The organism is Paraburkholderia fungorum, from assembly GCF_046027605.1.
Lineage (GTDB): Bacteria > Pseudomonadota > Gammaproteobacteria > Burkholderiales > Burkholderiaceae > Paraburkholderia > Paraburkholderia fungorum_F.
Genome location: NZ_JAQQEF010000009.1, coordinates 14,759 through 32,383 on the forward strand (window position 1 = coordinate 14,759; position 17,625 = coordinate 32,383).

Sequence of the window (17,625 nt, forward strand, 5' to 3'; positions counted from 1 at the left end):
GCCACTCGACATGAGCATTTCCGCAATCAACGTACGAAATCAGTTCAAAGGCAAGATCAAGGAAATCATCCGCGGGCCGGTCGTGTCCGAAGTCGATGTGGATACGCCGTTCGGTATCGTCACCTCGGTAATCACCACGCGTTCGGTCGACGAACTCGACCTGAAGGTCGGCTCGGAGGTGGTCGCGCTTGTGAAGTCGACGGAGGTGTCGATCGCGCGTCTGTAAGCGCTATTTCGCGTTGGCGGCACTGGCGGGCGGCTCGTGCATCATCTTGTCGTTGGTCGGCTTGCGCGGGCGCTTGATCGGCATATTGTCCGGATTGCTCGCACCGCCTGAGCCGGAGGCCGCTTCGGGCGGCTTGACCATTGAAGCGCCGTCATTCCGCGGGGCCGCCTGCGTCTTGAGCGGCGGGTTTGACATTTGTGCGAACGCCACGGTGCCGCACGCGCCGACTACGGCGAGCACGACGCCCGCCGTCAGCGCTGTCATTCTGTATTTCTCCACCTCGTTCTCCTTTCCGATGCGGTTTATTGGATTTCTGCGTCCACGCTTGTGGGCGTAGACCCGCGGCAGCGCGGAAAATTCGCGTGTTGCGCTGCGTTCCGACCCCGGCGCATCCCGTCCACATTTAGTCAACACGATGCCGGGCACGCCCTGGCGTGCATGCAGTGCCACCGCGCAACACACTGCACGCAACGCTTATGCCTCGACGCGCCACTGCATGCGGCCGCGAAACTTGCTAGGATGAATTGAGCATCACGACGGAGACGGCCATGTCGAAGTCATTGAGTCCTGAAGCGGTTGAAGCATTGCGGCGCCTGAACGATGTCGGCGTGGGACAGTCCATGCCGAAGTTCGCGCAATCCGTCACCGCGGAATTGCTGGCGAATGGACTCGCTGCCAAGGCGAGCGGCGGGGAAGTCGAAATCACCTGCAACGGACGGCAGTACCTTTCCGGCGATTGCGATTGATCGTCGGATAAGGCGGCCCATTGTGTGTTCCGAGCCGCGCAGGCGGCCCGGCGGACAACTGTGGCCTGCGGATTTCACCAACGTCGCTAAAGACGCCAGGAGGCGAACATGGAGCCCAAGGGCCTCGACATGGGCGACTATCAGGAGCGCTATCTGGACTACGAGGTCGAAGTCGCGGTCGAACAGGTGCTCACCGGCGTCAAGGCGCATTTTCGGATCTTGCGGGGCGACGCGGTGGTGGTCGACTGGCGGCTCGTGCACATCGACAGCCTATGGTCTACCGAGCATGCCGCCGCCGAGGCGGGTTTCCGGGCGGCGCGTGAAATGATCGATGCCGACCTCGTCCCATAGCCTCAACGTGCGAGTCGGCAAACGGCTTCGATTAAGCTGACGGATTCTTGACGACTCGCTGGAGGCCGCTTTGCATCTTGCACGTGCCATTCCGATCATCCGTATTTTTTCAGAAGAGAAAGCCCGGGAGTTTTACGTGGACTTTCTCGGCTTCACCGTCGACTGGCAACACCGCTTCGAGGCGAATTTCCCGCTCTACATGCAGATGCGCCGCTCCGATCTGATTCTGCACTTGAGCGAGCACCATGGCGACGCGACGCCAGGCTCGACGATTTTCGTGCCGGTGCAGGACATCGACGCGCTGCATGCCGAACTTCAACGCAAGGACTACAAGTACGGGAAGCCGGGTGTCGAAGCGTTGCCGTGGGGGAAAGTGCTGGAAACGATTGATCCGTTCGGTAACCGGATTCGTTTCTGCGAATCGCCGCCAGCTGATGTGCGCGAGGCGTGATGAAGGAGGGCGCGGGGCTCGATGCCGCGCCGCCCTGTAAACGGCACTGGGCGCCGGCATGCATGGCTGCATGCGCGGCGCCCAGTTCGGCTGCCGTCTTGTGGACGGCAACCCTCAACGGCGACAGATTAGTGGCCGAAGAAAACCGATTGCGGGCCCGACGAAGGCTGTGCACGCGTACCCGATTGCGACGACACGTTGTTCACGCCGCCGTATGCGTTGGCTTCGGCGCTAGCGCGTTCAGCTGCAACGGTTTGCGCGTTCTGGCCTTGCTGCGAAGCCGGTGCGCCGACCGACGGACGATAAAACGGTGCCGGGCCGTAGCCGCTAGCAAATGCGGGAGCAGCGATCGAGGCAGAAACAGCAACCAGCAGGGCGGCGATGAGCTTGGTCTTCATGGTGTGACTCCGAGTACGTTTCGATTTCATTTCAGGAAGGCGTCGCAGGGGCCGGTGAGGTGTGTCTGCAACGTCGATGGGATGTAGTGTATACCCCTACTATCGAAAATTTATGCTGATAATCTGAAATTACTATTCTTGTTATTGAAATAATCGCTCAGACGTATAGGCGACAAGCCTCTGCCGTGGTCCGACCCCGTCGGCGACGCGTTTTCGGCGCTCGAAGACCCGCCTGACAGGGTGGGTTATCAGCGTGTTGTCGAAAATTTCTGGGCAGTCGCAGGCGTTTCTGGGGCATTTGACGACTTGCGGTAAAATCGCGGTTTGATTCAAGCCGCCTGGCCGCCCCATGTCTTCAGCTCAAACTCCCAGTCCGCGCCGCGTTTGCGTCGCGCCGATGATGGACTGGACCGATCGTCACTGCCGCTCCTTACATCGCGTGATATCGCGGCATACGTGGCTTTACACCGAAATGGTCACCACCGGCGCACTGCTGCACGGCGATGTGCCGCGCCATCTCGCGTTTACGCCCGATGAAGCGCCGGTCGCTTTGCAGCTCGGCGGCAGTGAACCTGACGACCTCGCGCGTTCGGCAAAGCTCGGTGAGCAATGGGGTTATGACGAGATCAATCTGAATTGCGGCTGCCCATCTGAGCGCGTGCAGCGCGGGGCGTTCGGCGCGTGTCTGATGAACGAGCCGCGGCTCGTCGCCGATTGCGTGAAGGCCATGCGCGATGCCGTGTCAATCCCGGTCACGGTCAAGCACCGGATCGGCGTCGATGCGGTGGAGGACTATGCCTTTGTGCGCGACTTCGTCGGCACGATCGCGGACGCCGGCTGCAACGTGTTCGTCGTGCACGCGCGCAACGCGATTCTCAAGGGCTTGAGCCCAAAAGAGAACCGCGAGATTCCGCCGCTCAAATACGACTACGCGTATCAGTTGAAGCGCGATTTTCCGCATCTGGAGATCATCATCAATGGCGGCATCAAGACGCTGGATGAAGTGGAGACGCATCTCCAGCATGTCGACGGTGTGATGCTCGGGCGCGAGGCTTATCACAACCCTTATGTGCTGGCCGATGTCGATGCACGCTTCTACGGCGCGACGGATACGCCGCTCACGCGTGAGCAGGTCGAGGCAAAGCTGATCGACTATTGCGCGGCTGAAATGGCGCGCGGCACGTACCTCGGCTCGATCACGCGTCATGCGCTTGGTCTTTACCGTGGCGAGGCGGGTGCGCGTGGATGGCGTCGCGTGTTGTCCGATAGCAAGCGTCTGGCGGCGCGTGATCTGACCATCTTCGACGAGGCAAGGCAGCATCTGCGTGAGCCCGTCGAAATTTTTGAATAAAGGACTAGGCAAACGAGATTCTTGTTCGTATAATCTCGTTTCTTCATCGGCGAGCCAAGTTTTCTCAGCAATGAGTTGCTTAGCAAGTCAAGCAGATGTCAGTGGTGGCTGTAGCTCAGTTGGTAGAGTCCAGGATTGTGATTCCTGTTGTCGTGGGTTCGAGCCCCATCAGCCACCCCAAAGAATTACGCGGGTTTCCGCGATAGTAGTCACTAGCTTGTTACAACTTTTGGAATTTGAAATTCCAATTTTTGGAAGATGAGCAGAAAGAATAGGCCCGCCAAAAGCGGGCCTTTTTGCGTCTCACGGATCGCAATCGGGGGGGTATGGAAAATATCTGGAAGTGGATTGTCGACGAAAGCCACTGGGTGTTCGACGGCTTTGGCAGCTTGGTGGTGATGGCCCTCCTGGGCTGGCTTTACCACCGGATCTTCGGTAAATCCGAGAACGGTTCCGGGCAGACGCAAAGAAGCGGTAGCAACACCACCAACTATCAGTCTGGCGGCGATATGAACATCGGCGTCGAGAAACCGCGGAAGCGTCGACCATGAAGCTTGGCGGCCAGAAACAGAGCCAGTCTTCCGGGGACAACTCGAATAACTATCAGGCTCAGGGCGACATCGTTGTCCAAGGCGTGACTGAAGAAGGCGCGCGTCAGATAGCGCTCAACGTCTACACCGAAAACTTTCTTCAGCTAGGCCGAGATGCGGCCGACCTAGCCCTTGGACGCGCGCAACGGCTCATCGAAGACTATCTTCGTCAACAGCAAAAGCAGGCTCCGGAAGGGCTTCAGCAGGTCAATGACCCAGATTTCCAGTCAGCCCTGTTCGAGGCACAAAAGGCCTTTGCACGATCAGGCGACGAGGATCTCGAGGGATTGCTCGTAGACATTCTGGTTGAGCGATCCGGAGAGCCGCAGCGCAACCTTCGTCAGATTGTGCTTAACGAGAGCATCGACACGGTTGCAAAGCTCACGCAAGAGCATGTTGACATCATCACATTCATTTTTTTGATGAGGTATACCAGCGTCTCAGCGCGGAATCGTAGCGAATTCGCAGAGATATGGAAGACCAACATGCTTCAGTTCGTGCCGCCTGAAGGAACTGAGGACAACGTGTACTCCTATCTCGATTATGTTGGCGTTGCCAGTGTTGGAGTGATGAAAGCAAGTATCGTTGACACGATGAGCACACGTGGGTCGGGCTTTTTAAGTCAGGGCTTTGATGCGGCGGAAGGCGAAGCGCTTACGAAGCGAGATTACCGTGTCGGACCATTATTGCGTCCAAGCGCGAGGGATGCCGCCAAAGTCGAACTTGCGGTAGCAAATGAGGATGCTTTAAATGAGCGGATCCGGCAACTTGAAATCCCGCCTAACCTTGCGGTCGAGCTTAAAGCGAAACTCGTCCCGCTTATGATCCCTTCGGCAGAGCGGGCAGCCGCTTTGGCCGAAATGATCCCTGGTTTTGCGGAAGTTGCGGCTCGATTGGATCAAGGCGCACTCGGAAACACCATCCTGACGCCTGTGGGATTCGCCATTGCCCACTCAAACGCAAAACGCGCAGGTCTGAACATGGGCCCGCTGGAAATTTGGGTCAAGTAAATGCGTGTCTGCGCGGCCACGCTCAGCGGGTGGCGCGCACCTTACGGGCGCGCCTCCGATCGTAGACCTGATTCACCATGCGCTCGTCGGCGTGGCCCGTCGCATCTATGATCCGGTCGTCGCCTTCCTCCTTACGATCGGTCACAGCTGCCGGCCGCATGTCGCGCAGCGAGAAGCGTTCGAACGTTATGCCGCGCGCCTTAGCCTCAATCTCGCAGTAATCCATCAAGCGCGACCAGCTGGTATTCCACCCGCTACGCGTATACACCTGGCCCGCCGTATTGCCGAACACATACAGGCTCGTTGTCCGCTCGAGCGCGAGCGCCTCGTCGACCACGGCTCGCAGCTCGGGTGGCCGCGCAAGTCGACGGACTGCTTACGTCTCGATCGGATCGCCGCAGGCAACGTCCATCTGATCGACACGTTGTCTGCGCATCACGCCGCGAAAAACCGCTTTTCCAGCCAGCGCGTGAATTGTGAAATCGGATAGCAGTAGGCAAAAAAGATCACCAGTGTGGCGACGTAAGTGAGCACGGTGAAACTCGAACGGGCGACGGTGCTGCTCGCAATCTGCGCGGTATCGATCAGATCGTGGATGCCGACCAGCGACGAGAGCGCCGTGCCCATCGTGATGATCGCGTAGACGTTCATCCACGGTGGCAGCATGCGCCGCACGCATTGCGGCAACACGATATGCAGCAGGATCTGCGTGCGCGAAAGCGCGAGCGAGCTGGCGGCTTCCCACTGGGTGGTCGGAATGGAGACCACTGCGCCGCGAAATACCTCGGCAATGTTCGCGCTGGCCGGCAGCGCGAGGCCGAGCGTCACCTTGAGCCAGTCGGGAAAAGGCAGCGTCGCGCCGAATACCGTGAATTCGAACGGAAACACATAGGTGGTGAAGTAGATCAATACCAGCCACGGCGCGTTGCGAAACGCTTGCACCCACAGTCTCGCGAAACGTCCGGCGAATGAGTGCGACAGCGCGAGCGCGCCGATCGCGAGGCCAATGATCGAACCGATCGCAATGGCGCCGAGGCTGATCAGCACATTCACTGCAAAGCCGTGCGCGAGCGCGGGTGCCCATTCGACGAAGCGCGCGAGCGTCTCGGCGCGCGAGCCGGAATCGGGCGCAACGCTCCACAGCAGCGCGCCAACGATCAGCACGCCTGGCACAGCGACGGCGCCCGAGGCCAAGCCCCGGGTGGGCGAGTTCCCGAGCGCTGCTTCTTCGCGCGCCGCGGTAATTTCAGGGAGCGTCGACGTGACGATTGCTTCAGGCGCCATAACCGGGGATCCATAGACGTCGTTCAAGCCAGCGGCCCGCGAGGCTCACTAGCCATGTCAGCAAACCGAAGAACAGCAGGATCAGGATCATCAGTGCGAGCACGTTGTCGCGTTGCGTCCAGATCATGATCGACTGATACGTGATGTCGCCCACCGCGATTGCCGATGCGAGCGACGACGCCTTCACGAGCTCGACGAAGTTATTGACGAGCGCCGGCAGTGCGGTACGAACCGCAAGCGGAAATTCGATGCGCCAGAAGCGCGTGGCGCGGTCGAAGCCGAGCGACGCCGCGCCTTCGAGCGTTTGCGAAGGCAGCGCGTCGAAACCCGCTCGCAGCGCCTCCGCATGAAAAGCACCCTTATGCAGCGACAACACCAGCACGACCCAGAAGAATGGCTTGAACGGATTATCGAGGTGGCTGTCGCGCAGCCATTGCGAGATCAGCGTGTTCAGTACCAGAAATGCACAGTACAACTGCACGAGTGTCGGCGTGTTGCGCGTGAGTTCGACAAACGCATGCGCCGCGCCCGCAATCCAGCGGTTGTTGCCACGTAGTGCAAGCAGCAGCAAAAGGCCGGCTAACGCGCTGCCGCACATCGTCGACACGACGATTTCGACACTCACTGCGATGCCTTGGAGAAATGGCACGCGCTCGTAGGCGTCGAGCAGAAAGCGAAAGTCGAGCCCGGCGTGCGCGGTGGCGTCGATCAGTGCATTGAGCGATGTCGCCACGTTCATTGCTCGGCGGGCAACTGACGATGCCATTCGGCCAGCGCCGGCGACGGCGGGGTGAGCCCATTCTTCGCCTCGTCGTCGATCAGCCAGCCGCTCTTGTGCCAATCACGCACGATCGCGTCGAGCTTCGCCGCCGTGTCCTTTTCGCCTTGCCGCACCCAGATCACCGACGGGGCCGGTTCGAGCTCCGGCTGGATCGTGCGGTAGTCGCGCCATTCGGGGTCGTGCTGCTGGAGCGGATAAAGTAGCGGTGCGGCGTCGTGCACCGCGGCGACGCAACTCCCGCCGCGCAACGCGAGCAGGGATTGCGACGCGCCAGGGAAGGCGCGCGGAATCGCGCCGTACTTCTCCACGACCGGACGGATATAACTGCTGCCCTGCGAAATACACACGGGCTTGCCGCGCAGGTCTTCCCACTTCGTGATGCCGCTCGATTTCAGCGTGATAGCCGTACCGCCCACGCGATAGTAGGGCGTTGGCACATGGTCGAGAATCTCGCCGCGCTGCGGGTTGTATTCCATGTTCGCGATCAGGATGTCGACTTTGCCTTGCTGGAGGAACTGCACGCGGGTCGACGGCTGCACCGACACCAATTGAACCTTGACGCCAAGCCGTTTGCCGATCTCGTTCGCAAGGTCGACGTTGATGCCGCGCGGCTGCTGGGTTTGCGGATCGAGCGAGCCGAACGGGCTGCCGCCGATCAGCACGCCGACCGCAATCTCATGCCGGGACGCGATCTTGTCCAAAGTCTGGTCGGAATGAGCCGGTGAGCTTGCCACTGCGGCGAAGGCGGCCGCGATCAGCGCTGGATGGGCGATTCGTTTGAGTCGTGCCGCGTTCAGTAATGTCATGAGCGATCGGATAAATGGAGTGGGAGCCGGCGCGCACGCCGCTGCGACGGCGCCCTTGCAGCCGCATACCCTAGAGCAATATTGGCGCACGACAAACGAAATGAATCTGCTAAGCAAAGCACGCGGACGTTAAAGCGTGGACGCGAGCGCTGGCGCAAGTTTTCCGCTGACATAGCAGGTCGATAGATAAGGTTTCGCGCATTCATTGGTTAGCGAAAGTCATTTGTGTTCCTAAAATTATTTGCTGCTGGTTTAGGCGATCCGGCGGCCCGGTGATCGGCTTTACCGCCCGCCTTGCATTCACGACAGGACCACGGATGACGAAACTGATTCTCCCGGAGCGCGCCGCCCGCATCGGCATCGACGCAATTGAGGAGGGCGTGCGGCGTCTCGCTGCGGGGGGCGCCGCGCGCGTGCGTCGCGCCGCCGCTGCACGCAGTCCTGAAACACCCATCACGGAGGCGCTATGAACCGCATCGCCCTGGAAGAGCACGCGGTGCTCACGGCGGCCGATATCGACGCCCCGAATGCCGCGCGACAAAGCGGCAACGGCGCACTACTTGCGCTGCGCAACGTCCATCTGTCATACGGAAGCACGCCGGTGCTCAGGGGTATCGATCTGGCGGTCCGGCGCGGTCAGGCTGTGTCGATCATCGGGCCATCCGGCTCGGGCAAGTCGACGATTCTGCGCTGCATCAACGGTCTGATCGTTCCGCAAAGCGGCGAAATCCATGTCGACGGGATCGATGTCCGCGCGCAGAAAACCGACGCCCAACGCATCGCGTTGCGCAAACGCATCGGCTTCGTATTCCAGCAGTACAACTTATTTCCGCACCTGAGCGTGCTTGACAATTTGACCATCGCGCCCATGCGCGTGCTCGGGCGTAGCCGCGCCGAGGCCGAAAGCGACGCGCACGCGCTGCTCGCGAAAGTGCGTCTTGCGGACAAAGCCCGTGCATACCCGGGCGCGTTGTCGGGCGGCCAGCAACAGCGGGTGGCGATCGCGCGCACGCTGGCGATGCGCCCCGACCTGATTCTGTTCGACGAAGTCACATCGGCGCTCGATCCGGAAACGGTGGGGGAAGTGCTGAACGTGATCGGCGAACTGGCCGACGAAGGGCAGACCTGCGTGCTGGTCACGCACGAGATGCGCTTTGCCGAGGACATCAGCGACGAGGTGTTCTTCACCGAAGGCGGTGTGATCGTCGAGCACGGTAGCGCGGCGCAGATCTTCGGCAACCCGACCAACGACCGCGCGCGACTTTTCCTGCAGCGTGCCCGCGGCGAGGACCGGGTGGCCCGTGCGCGGCGCCGCGTCTGAGGCGCAGCCGTTTCTTCAACCTTCGTTCCATTCTCACGATCATGACAACGACTACCCACGAAACCGGCAACGACGTCTCGACTCAACGACGCGCAATCGTCGAAGCGCTGCTCGCCGACGCCCGCCGGATCATCCACGAACAAGGCGTGACGCGCGCTGCGCTGAAAGCGCTCAGCGAACGGCTCGTGGAACTGGCGACGCATCGCACGCTGTTCGATGCGGCCGATTTCCCGCCGCCGCAACCCGGTAGTGGCGACACCTCGACCCGCTACCGGCTCAATCCCGGCGAAGACGGTTTCGCGCTTTATCTGAACTCGCTGCTGCCGGGCAAGACGACGATTCCGCATAACCATGACACATGGGCCGTGATTGCGGCAATCGACGGCGCGGAACTCAACCGCCTCTACCGGCGCACGGACGATGGCCGCGACCCGGAGCGCGCGCAGCTCGAACTGGCGCAGGAAGTGGTGGTGCGTCCTGGGGTGCCGATCGCTTTTCTGCCTGACGACATCCACAGCATTCACGTCGGCGGTGCGGAGCCGACGCTGCACTTCCACCTGTATGGCCGCCCGCTGGAAACGCTGACGGGGCGCCTTGGTTTCGAGACGGACACAGGCCTCGTGGTGCGTTACAACGCGACGCACATGCAGCGCGCCACCCAGGCGGTCGGCTGATGTCGGCGCGTGAGGATGGTTTGCTGACGCGGGTTCTGCACGCAGGTTCGCCGCCATTCGAAAACGGCTCCGCGCCGGTCAACGTGCCGGTCGTGCGGAGCAGCACGATTCGTTTCGAGAACAACAAGGAGCGCGCCGCGCTGCAGCGGCGGCGCGAGGCGGGCGAGGCCGTCAGCACGTATGGGCGGCATGGCATGGCGACCCATCGCGCGCTGGAAGCCGCGATCGGTGCACTCGAAGGGGCGAGCAATGTGCTGCTCACGCCTTCGGGGCTGTCGGCCGTTTCGCTGGTGTTCATCGCGCTGTTGTCGCCAGGCGACCACGTGCTGGTGCAGGATAGCGTCTACGGTCCGGTACGCGAGCGTATCGAACCGCTGCTGACGCGCCTGGGTGTGTCCTGCAGCTATTTCAATGCGCGCGATGGCGTACCTGTGACACTTTTGCGGCCTGCCACGCGGCTTATCTACGCGGAATCGCCGTCGTCGTTCCTGTATGAAGTGATCGATTTACCGGCTCTCGCCGCTTTCGCGCGCGAGCACGGCGTGCTGCTTGCAGCGGATAACACGTGGGGCGCGGGGCTGCTCTATCAGCCGCTTGCGCTTGGCGCCGACATTTCGGTGCAGGCGCTTACCAAGTATCTCGGCGGCCATTCGGACCTGATGCAAGGCGCGGTATCCACGGCGGACCCAGCGCTCGGCCGCCGCCTGCTCGACACGCACGACGCGCTTGGCCTGAGCGTGGGCGCCGATGATGCGTATCTCGCGCTGCGTGGCATTCGCACGCTCGCCGTGCGGCTTGCGCAGCACGGCCGCAATGCGCTCGAAGTGGCCCGCTATCTGCAAAGCGAAAGCGACGTGGTGGCTCGCGTGTTTCATCCCGCTTTACCCGACGATCCTGGCTACGCGCTGTGGCAGCGTGATTTCACCGGCGCCAACGGTCTCGTTTCGTTTGCGTTCCGTCACGCGCAAGCGGCCGAGGCGAGTGCTTTCGTGGATGCGTTGCGGCTGTTCGATATCGGCGCTTCGTGGGGCGGCTACGAAAGCCTTGCGCTGATCGCGCCGCCGTCACGTCTGAACGAGCACAGCTACTGGCGCGGCAGTGAGCCGATCGTGCGGCTGCATGTGGGCCTCGAAGACCCCGCCGATCTGATCGCCGATCTCAGTCAGGCGTTTCGCCGCGTACTCAAATAGACCGCATCGCCTTCCAATTTATCTTGTTCACCGATTCCCAATGGCAGACATTTCTCCACTGATTTCCGCAACCACCGTGCGCGAATGGTTGAACGACGAGAAGGAAATCGCGTTGTTCGACGTGCGCGAAGCCGGCGAGTTCGGCGAGGGGCACCCGTTCTTCGCGATCCCGCTGCCGTACAGCCGCCTCGAACTCGATATCGAACGGCTCGCGCCGCGTCGCAATGTGCGCATCGTCCTGATCGACGATGGCAACGGTGAAGAGGCGCTAGCGCGGCGTGCGGCGCGCCGGCTCGGCGCGCTTGGTTATACGCGCGTCTCGATTCTCGAAGGCGGCTCGCGCGGCTGGCAGGCCGCGGGCTACACGCTTTTCAAAGGCGTGAACGTGCCGTCGAAAACCTTTGGCGAGCTCGTCGAGCATGCGTATGGCACACCGCACATATCAGCAGCGGAACTCGCCCAACAGCAGGCCGAGGGCGTGCCGCTGATTCTGCTCGATGGACGCACCGTCGAAGAACACACGAAGATGACGATTCCGGGCGGCCTAAGCTGCCCGAACGGCGAGCTAGCCTATCGCATTGGCGCACTGGCACCCGATCCGCACACGCCGATCGTGATTCATTGTGCAGGGCGTACACGCAGCATCATTGGAGCACAACTGCTGCGTAGTTTCGGCGTGCCGAATCCGGTGATCGCGCTCGAAAACGGTACGCAAGGCTGGGCGCTTGCCGGTCTGAAGCTGGAGCACGGCAGCGTGCGCCGCTATTCCGATGACGTCGATGAAACCGCGCTGGCTGACGCACGTCAACGTGCATCGGCACTGTCCGCACGCTTCGCGCTCGCGACGCTGGATCGGCAGACCGCGCAGTCGTGGCTCGATGCGCCGGAACGCACCACCTATCTGCTCGATGTGCGCAGCGCTGAGGAATTTGCACGCGACGGCGTGCCGGCCGCAGTGCATGCGCCAGGCGGTCAACTCCTGCAGGCAACCGATCAGACCATTGGCGTGCGCCGCGCGCGTGTGCTACTGGTCGACCATGACAAGGTCCGGGCACCGGTGATTGCCAGCTGGCTTACGCAACTGGGCATCGAGACCGCACTGGTTGCCGCGCGCGATGCTGCAGCGTTGCAGCGCGTGGCATCGGGCCGCGGTCAACCTGGATCGCCCGATCCTGTTCTTATCGACGCGAACGGTTTGCGCAAACTGAGTGGCGTCGATGCGCTGCACCTCATCGATTTGCGGTCCAGCTCGGCTTACCGGCGAGAACATGCCGCAGGCGCGCGCTGGTCGATCCGCCCCAGGCTGTCTGAAACACTCGCTGGCGCCAGTACTTCCGACCCAGTCGTGCTGTTCGCCGACACGCCCGCGCTCGCCGCGCTGGCCGCGCGTGATCTGCGGGAGGCCGGCTTCACGTCGGTCTCGATCGCGACGAATAGCCTTGCGACCTGGGTCGAGGCGGGCCTTGCGCTCGAGTCGTCGCCGGATAGTCCGACAGACAGCGAACGTATCGATCATCTGTTCTTCGTGCACGACCGCCATGAAGGCAATCTCGATGCGGCACGCGCCTATCTCGCGTGGGAAACGGGGCTGATCGCGCAGTGCGCGCCGGATGAACTCGAGCCCTTCCGCATCGACGCGCGGACCTCCGAAGCCGCAACCTCTCACTGACATCATCCGTTGATGGACGTGACCGCGCGCTTGACTGGCGCGGTAGCCGCGCGCGTTGTGTGCAGCGTGGTGTTCGACACGCGACGTTGTCAGCGCTGCGTGCTTGCGCCGGTGTCGCGACGATAGAAAGCTACGTGGGCGCAGCTTTGGCGAAACTACGCCGACATCCCGAAAGCGGGCGACTGTGTGCAAGGCAAGCGACGTAGTCGAAAGAATGGAGCAACTCCTGGACCGTGCTAATTGAAAAGTCAAAGTTAAGAACAGATTAAATCTATCTGCATTGATAGTTGGAACTTGCAACTTAAACTTTGATTCGGTTCGCCGACGCGTCGGGACCTTCGTTTTGAACTGACCGGGGAGCGCACGTCGAAAACCCTCGATCGGCGCGTGGTGCCGTCACACCCACGCAGAGCAAGCTGTGGATATTCGTGAGCGGGTCGGCTGGTCGAGCCCGCTCAATGACCGCCAAGGCTTGCCTCGCGCATTGCGCAAGTGTCTGGACACGGCCAGCGTTGCTCGGGTTCGATGCAGCGCGACACCCACGTTACAGACCGGCTGGGCCCGCACGTAATTCGGATCGACGGATCGACGGCCTGGCGATCCTCCAGATCATCGCTGACGCAATGCATTGCGGACTACTGACGTCCGGATCTTTCGTCGACACATACGGAACAGTCATGAACGGTTTTTTGCGCCATTTAGGAAAATTTTCTTCGGTCGTATTGCTGGCGACAACGCCTCTGCTGGGCCATGCTCAAGTCAGGATCGGGTTTGCCGCGGGACTCACCGGGGATTCGTCGCACTATGGTGTCGATCTCGAGAGAGGTGCGAAAATTGCCATCGACGAAGCGAATTCAAGCCACCTCACGATTGACGGTAAGCCGGTCACATTCGAACTCGTTGTGGAGGACGACCAAAGCGACCCACGCATGGGCACCATTGTTGCTCAGCGACTGGTCGACGAAGGGGTGGTGGGGGTGGTGGGCCACTTCAACTCAGGCACTACGCTCCCGGCATCAGCGATCTACCATAGCGCCGGTATTCCGATGGTATCGCCAACGGCGAGCAATCCCACGCTGACCTCGCAAGGCTTTAATAACGTATTCCGTCTCGTCAATTCAGACGCGCAGTTGGGCGCCTATGCGGCACGATATGCCGTGCAGAATATGCATGCCATGCACATCGGCACGCTCGACGATCGAACCGCATTTGGACAGGGATTGGCGGACGCCTTCTCAAAGGCAGTCGTCGCGGCTGGCGCAACGATCGCAGACCGGGAATATACCGCCGACCAATCCGAGGATTTTCGTGCCCAGATAACGGCGATGAAGGCCAAAGGCGTTGACGTGGTTTTCTTTGCCGGCCTGGATAAGCAGGCAGGCGAACTCTCAAAGCAAATTCACCAGCTGAACCTTAAGGCCACGATCCTGGGAGGCGGCAGTTTCACCAACGACAATTTTCTCTCTCTCGCAGGGCCGACTGGACAGGGCACCGTATCGTGGGAGCCGGGCGTGTCCCTGAACATGATGCCAGGCGGCGCTGGTTTTGACGCAAAGATGAAATCTCGTTACCACGCAGGGGTTCTTGCCTATTCACCGAACGCCTACGACGCCGTTTGGACGCTGATCCACGCTATGCAGAAGGCGAATTCCACAGAGCCGAAGGTGTACCTTCCCGAGGTTGTTCATACGTCGTTCGCGGGCGTGTCGGGACCGATTTCGTTCATGCCGAACGGCGATCTGAAAGATCCGCCAGCAACGCTCTATAAGGTCATAAACGGAAAGTGGGTGCCACAAATGATCGCTCGTGACGGGCAAATGCATCCACTAGGCCAGTGAACCGCCATCGCCGCTGTGGAGTCCGGGCGGTGGCGCCCGGTTTGACTCGCGTGGCCGCGATGTTCGCGTGGACCGACTGTTTGGCGCGTGGCCGTGGGAAACCGTTGATGCAGCCAACCTCGATGCCGCAGTATCAATACAAAATCAGATAAGGAGAGTCAACTTGACTGAGGCGATGAGTCCTCCCCCGCGTAGTCTTTCGGAGCTTGAGGCGCGGCTAAAACAGGATCTCGCATGGCTTGGTCTGCCACCGAAACCATGGGTGCCGGAGCGCATGCTTGACGGCACTCGCGTAATCGATGTGCTGGTCGTCGGTGGAGGAATGTGCGGTCTCGCGGCAGCGACAGCGCTTAAGTTGCTGGGTATAAACAACGTCAAGGTGATCGATAGAGGGCGCCGTGGCGCCGAAGGTCCGTGGTCGACATTTGCGCGGATGGAAACCCTGCGCTCGCCGAAGGATCTGACGGGGCCGGCGCTGGGTCTGCCGGCGTTGACCTTCCGTGCCTGGTTCGAGTCACAATTCGGCCAGCTGGCATGGGAAAGACTGGACAAAATTCCCACGCTGATGTGGATGGACTATCTGCGCTGGTATCGGACAATTCTCGGTATCGCGATTGACAACGATGTGAAACTTGCGCGCGTCGAGCCCCGCCAGGATGGACTGGTGGACGCATACCTCACACACGCTCAAGGAACCGGGCGAATCGTAACCCGGCGTCTCATTCTCGCGACCGGCCGTGACGGCTTGGGCGCGCCTTATTTGCCGTCCTGCGCCGACGGCATCGAGCGCCGCTACTATGCGCATTCCGCCGACCAGATCGATTTCGGCGCACTGGCGGGAAAACGCGTGGCAGTGGTGGGTGCAGGCGCGTCAGCCATGGACAACGCCGCGACCGCTCTCGAAGCCGGCGCACACCGTGTCGATCTGTTCATCCGGCGCGAAGACATTCCGCGCGTCAATAAGCTCACGGGTATTGGCAGTCCGGGACTTGAACACGGCTTCGCCGCGTTGCCGGACGCGTGGAAATGGAGAGTCAACGCCTATTCGGCGAAAACGCAAATTCCTCCGCCCAGAGGCAGCACACTGCGTGTCTCGCGGCACAGCAACGCGTTTTTCCATTTGGGCAGTCCGGTGAAGACGCTTACCGTCGAATCGGATTCACTTGTGGTTCAAACCCCCAAAGGACGATACCAGACTGATTTCATTATTTTCGCAACGGGCTTCAGCATTGATATCACCCGGCGCCCGGAACTCGCTTCCTTCGCTTCGCAGATTCGCCTCTGGCAAGAGCGCTCTACGCCGCCTGATAACGAGCGTACCGGAGACCTGGGCCTGGCCCCTGATCTGGGGCCGCTGTTCGAGTTCCGCGAGCGGCATCCTGGCGCGTGCCCCGCATTGTCCAGAATTCACTGTTTCAATTCTGCCGCGTTGATGAGCCACGGCAGACTATCGGGTGACATTCCCGGCGTGAGTGTCGGCGCGCGAAGGCTTGCCGAGGGAATAGCCACACAACTCTTTGTGGAAGATATCGACAGTCATTACACAGCGTTGCTTGATTATGAATCGCCCGAGCTGCACGGGGATGAGTGGATGGATGGCGACATCGAGGTGGACACGGGGAACCCTCAGGAAGCGGATTCTACTGGTCGCTAAAACGGGAAACGATGTGATGGCCGGATGATCGCCGCATCTACGCCAGGCTGCCCGCAACAGATCCCAAGGCACGCCGGCGCGACAGGCCGGCGACGGCACATATGCGTATATCCTCGATCTATAGCAGAAACGATTCTTTGACGGCGCATTGACCATTGCGCATGATTCGCGCTCGTTCATGCGTCGAAGCTGCGGCTATAAAGGCAGCGCTTTTCTGCGCCCATGGCTTATTGATCCTGTCAGGACCTCCGGCTTATGTCTCATACCGAATCGAAGCCCAACGGCACGCGCGCGCGCCGCCGTTCGTTACTGAAGGTGGCCGCAGGCCTTGGCGCGGGCGTGGCCCTGCGTGGGTTCGGCGCTGCTGGCGTGACGCTTGCCGCGAGTGGCGCGGCACGCGCGCAGGACCGCAAGGTGCTGAGCATCGGTTACCAGAAATACGGCAATTTCATCGTCCTCAAGGCGCGCGGCACGCTTGAAAAGCGTCTCGCGCCGCTCGGCTTTTCCGTTCAGTGGCTCGAGTTTCCGGCGGGCCCGCAGCTGCTGGAAGGCGTGAATGCGAACGCCGTCGATATCGGCGTGGTGGGGGAGACGCCGCCTGTGTTTGCTCAGGCGGGTGGCGTGAACTTCGTGTACATCGCCGCCGAGCCGGACGCACCGCGCGGCGAAGCGCTAATTGTGCCGAAGGACTCGCCGATCCGCTCGATCGCCGAGCTGCGCGGCAAGAAGGTGGCCGTTACCAAGGGCTCGAATGCCCACTACCTGTTGGTCAAGGCGCTGGAGCACGGCAAGGTCGGCTACAACGAGATCCAGCCGGCCTACCTCGTTCCCGCCGATGCGCGCGCCGCGTTTGCCAACGGCAGTGTCGACGCCTGGTCGATCTGGGATCCGTATCTAGCCGCCGCCGAGCGTCAACTGGGCGCGCGCGTGCTGACGAATGGCGAGAACCTCGTGCGCAACGTCGAATATTATGTCGCGCGCCGTTCGTTCGCGACGGAGCACGCCGATGCGGTCCACGCCGTGCTGGCCGAACTGCAGCAGCTCGACGGCTGGGCCGAGCACAACGTGGCGGCCGTCGCCGCCCAGCTCGCGCCGCTTACCGGGCTCGACACGGGGACGCTCGAACTCGCGTTGGGCCGCACGGGTTACGGCGTGCTGCCGGTCGACCCGGGCCGGTTCGCGTATCAGCAGCAGATCGCTGACGCACTCTACGAAATCAGGCTGATCCCGAAGAAGCTGGTCGTCACCGACGCGCGTTGGCAAAACGCATAATGCGGGCGCGTAG

The 17,625-nt window shown here is 61.3% G+C and carries 21 protein-coding genes and 1 tRNA gene; 16 read left to right on the forward strand and 6 right to left on the reverse strand.

Translation table 11 applies throughout. The features are described from left to right. Positions 1–10: 10 nt before the first annotated feature. On the forward strand, positions 11–226 hold the full coding sequence (locus tag PQR53_RS16525; RefSeq protein ID WP_408222691.1) for a TOBE domain-containing protein: 216 nt from the start codon (positions 11–13) through the stop codon (positions 224–226). Positions 227–229: 3 nt separating this feature from the next. Here the strand turns inward: PQR53_RS16525 and PQR53_RS16530 are convergent, their stop codons facing one another. Then, positions 230–490, reverse strand: a complete 261-nt coding sequence (locus PQR53_RS16530) for a hypothetical protein (RefSeq protein ID WP_408455693.1) — start codon at positions 488–490, stop codon at positions 230–232. A gap of 284 nt (positions 491–774) precedes the next feature. Here PQR53_RS16530 and PQR53_RS16535 point away from each other — a divergent pair, with 284 nt between their 5' ends. The 3 genes from PQR53_RS16535 to PQR53_RS16545 all read left to right on the forward strand — a co-directional run bounded on the left by PQR53_RS16535 (position 775) and on the right by PQR53_RS16545 (position 1,774). Continuing rightward, complete coding sequence (locus PQR53_RS16535) at positions 775–972, forward strand: hypothetical protein (protein ID WP_408455696.1); 198 nt, start codon at positions 775–777, stop codon at positions 970–972. A gap of 108 nt (positions 973–1,080) precedes the next feature. Continuing rightward, positions 1,081–1,323, forward strand: a complete 243-nt coding sequence (locus tag PQR53_RS16540) for a DUF6566 family protein (protein WP_408455699.1) — start codon at positions 1,081–1,083, stop codon at positions 1,321–1,323. A 70-nt stretch (positions 1,324–1,393) separates the two neighbouring features. Then, positions 1,394–1,774, forward strand: a complete 381-nt coding sequence (locus tag PQR53_RS16545) for a glyoxalase superfamily protein (protein ID WP_408455702.1) — start codon at positions 1,394–1,396, stop codon at positions 1,772–1,774. A 128-nt stretch (positions 1,775–1,902) separates the two neighbouring features. Here the strand turns inward: PQR53_RS16545 and PQR53_RS16550 are convergent, their stop codons facing one another. Then, positions 1,903–2,172, reverse strand: a complete 270-nt coding sequence (locus PQR53_RS16550) for a hypothetical protein (protein ID WP_179731339.1) — start codon at positions 2,170–2,172, stop codon at positions 1,903–1,905. 349 nt (positions 2,173–2,521) lie between these two features. Here PQR53_RS16550 and dusA point away from each other — a divergent pair, with 349 nt between their 5' ends. The 4 genes from dusA (at position 2,522) to PQR53_RS16570 (ending at position 5,123) form a co-directional block, all read left to right on the forward strand. Continuing rightward, positions 2,522–3,523 (forward strand): tRNA dihydrouridine(20/20a) synthase DusA, encoded by a 1,002-nt coding sequence (gene dusA, locus PQR53_RS16555; protein WP_408455705.1) that lies wholly within the window; start codon positions 2,522–2,524, stop codon positions 3,521–3,523. 104 nt (positions 3,524–3,627) lie between these two features. After that, positions 3,628–3,703 (forward strand) — tRNA-His (locus PQR53_RS16560). 146 nt (positions 3,704–3,849) lie between these two features. Beyond that, positions 3,850–4,074 (forward strand): hypothetical protein, encoded by a 225-nt coding sequence (locus tag PQR53_RS16565; protein WP_408455708.1) that lies wholly within the window; start codon positions 3,850–3,852, stop codon positions 4,072–4,074. Next, complete coding sequence (locus tag PQR53_RS16570; protein WP_408455711.1) at positions 4,071–5,123, forward strand: LPO_1073/Vpar_1526 family protein; 1,053 nt, start codon at positions 4,071–4,073, stop codon at positions 5,121–5,123. Before PQR53_RS16565 ends, PQR53_RS16570 begins: the two co-directional genes overlap by 4 nt. A gap of 22 nt (positions 5,124–5,145) precedes the next feature. Here PQR53_RS16570 and PQR53_RS16575 read toward each other — a convergent pair whose 3' ends face one another. The 4 genes from PQR53_RS16575 to PQR53_RS16590 form a co-directional block, all read right to left on the reverse strand. Beyond that, positions 5,146–5,460: a site-specific integrase gene (locus PQR53_RS16575; RefSeq protein ID WP_408455714.1), complete on the reverse strand. Its 315-nt coding sequence runs from the start codon at positions 5,458–5,460 to the stop codon at positions 5,146–5,148. A 98-nt stretch (positions 5,461–5,558) separates the two neighbouring features. Beyond that, a complete protein-coding gene (locus tag PQR53_RS16580) occupies positions 5,559–6,407 on the reverse strand; it encodes an amino acid ABC transporter permease (RefSeq protein ID WP_408455717.1) in 849 nt (282 codons plus the stop codon). Beyond that, positions 6,397–7,146 carry an amino acid ABC transporter permease gene (locus tag PQR53_RS16585; protein WP_408455720.1) on the reverse strand — a complete coding sequence of 250 codons (750 nt, stop codon included), beginning with the start codon at positions 7,144–7,146 and terminating at the stop codon, positions 6,397–6,399. The genes PQR53_RS16580 and PQR53_RS16585 overlap by 11 nt, the downstream gene beginning before the upstream one ends. Next, a complete protein-coding gene (locus PQR53_RS16590; RefSeq protein ID WP_408455722.1) occupies positions 7,143–7,994 on the reverse strand; it encodes a transporter substrate-binding domain-containing protein in 852 nt (283 codons plus the stop codon). The genes PQR53_RS16585 and PQR53_RS16590 overlap by 4 nt, the downstream gene beginning before the upstream one ends. A 317-nt stretch (positions 7,995–8,311) precedes the next feature. Here PQR53_RS16590 and PQR53_RS16595 point away from each other — a divergent pair, with 317 nt between their 5' ends. From PQR53_RS16595 to PQR53_RS16630, 8 genes are all read left to right on the forward strand, one after another. Then, positions 8,312–8,464 (forward strand): hypothetical protein, encoded by a 153-nt coding sequence (locus PQR53_RS16595; RefSeq protein WP_408455724.1) that lies wholly within the window; start codon positions 8,312–8,314, stop codon positions 8,462–8,464. Continuing rightward, entirely contained in the window at positions 8,461–9,315 is an 855-nt protein-coding gene (locus PQR53_RS16600; protein ID WP_408455727.1) for an amino acid ABC transporter ATP-binding protein, read from the forward strand. Before PQR53_RS16595 ends, PQR53_RS16600 begins: the two co-directional genes overlap by 4 nt. A 41-nt stretch (positions 9,316–9,356) precedes the next feature. After that, entirely contained in the window at positions 9,357–9,989 is a 633-nt protein-coding gene (locus PQR53_RS16605; protein ID WP_408455730.1) for a cysteine dioxygenase family protein, read from the forward strand. Next, positions 9,989–11,179, forward strand: coding sequence for a cystathionine beta-lyase (gene metC, locus PQR53_RS16610; protein ID WP_408455733.1), 1,191 nt, complete (start codon positions 9,989–9,991; stop codon positions 11,177–11,179). Before PQR53_RS16605 ends, metC begins: the two co-directional genes overlap by 1 nt. Before the next feature lie 40 nt (positions 11,180–11,219). After that, the gene (locus tag PQR53_RS16615) at positions 11,220–12,848 is read left to right on the forward strand and encodes a rhodanese-like domain-containing protein (RefSeq protein ID WP_408455736.1); all 1,629 of its coding nucleotides are present in this window, start codon (positions 11,220–11,222) and stop codon (positions 12,846–12,848) included. Between the two features lie 677 nt (positions 12,849–13,525). Then, positions 13,526–14,686, forward strand: coding sequence for a branched-chain amino acid ABC transporter substrate-binding protein (locus PQR53_RS16620; RefSeq protein ID WP_408455739.1), 1,161 nt, complete (start codon positions 13,526–13,528; stop codon positions 14,684–14,686). 175 nt (positions 14,687–14,861) lie between these two features. Continuing rightward, complete coding sequence (locus PQR53_RS16625) at positions 14,862–16,340, forward strand: NAD(P)-binding domain-containing protein (RefSeq protein ID WP_408456259.1); 1,479 nt, start codon at positions 14,862–14,864, stop codon at positions 16,338–16,340. A 255-nt stretch (positions 16,341–16,595) separates the two neighbouring features. Further along, the gene (locus PQR53_RS16630; RefSeq protein ID WP_408455742.1) at positions 16,596–17,612 is read left to right on the forward strand and encodes a sulfonate ABC transporter substrate-binding protein; all 1,017 of its coding nucleotides are present in this window, start codon (positions 16,596–16,598) and stop codon (positions 17,610–17,612) included. The last annotated feature ends 13 nt before the right edge of the window (positions 17,613–17,625 follow it).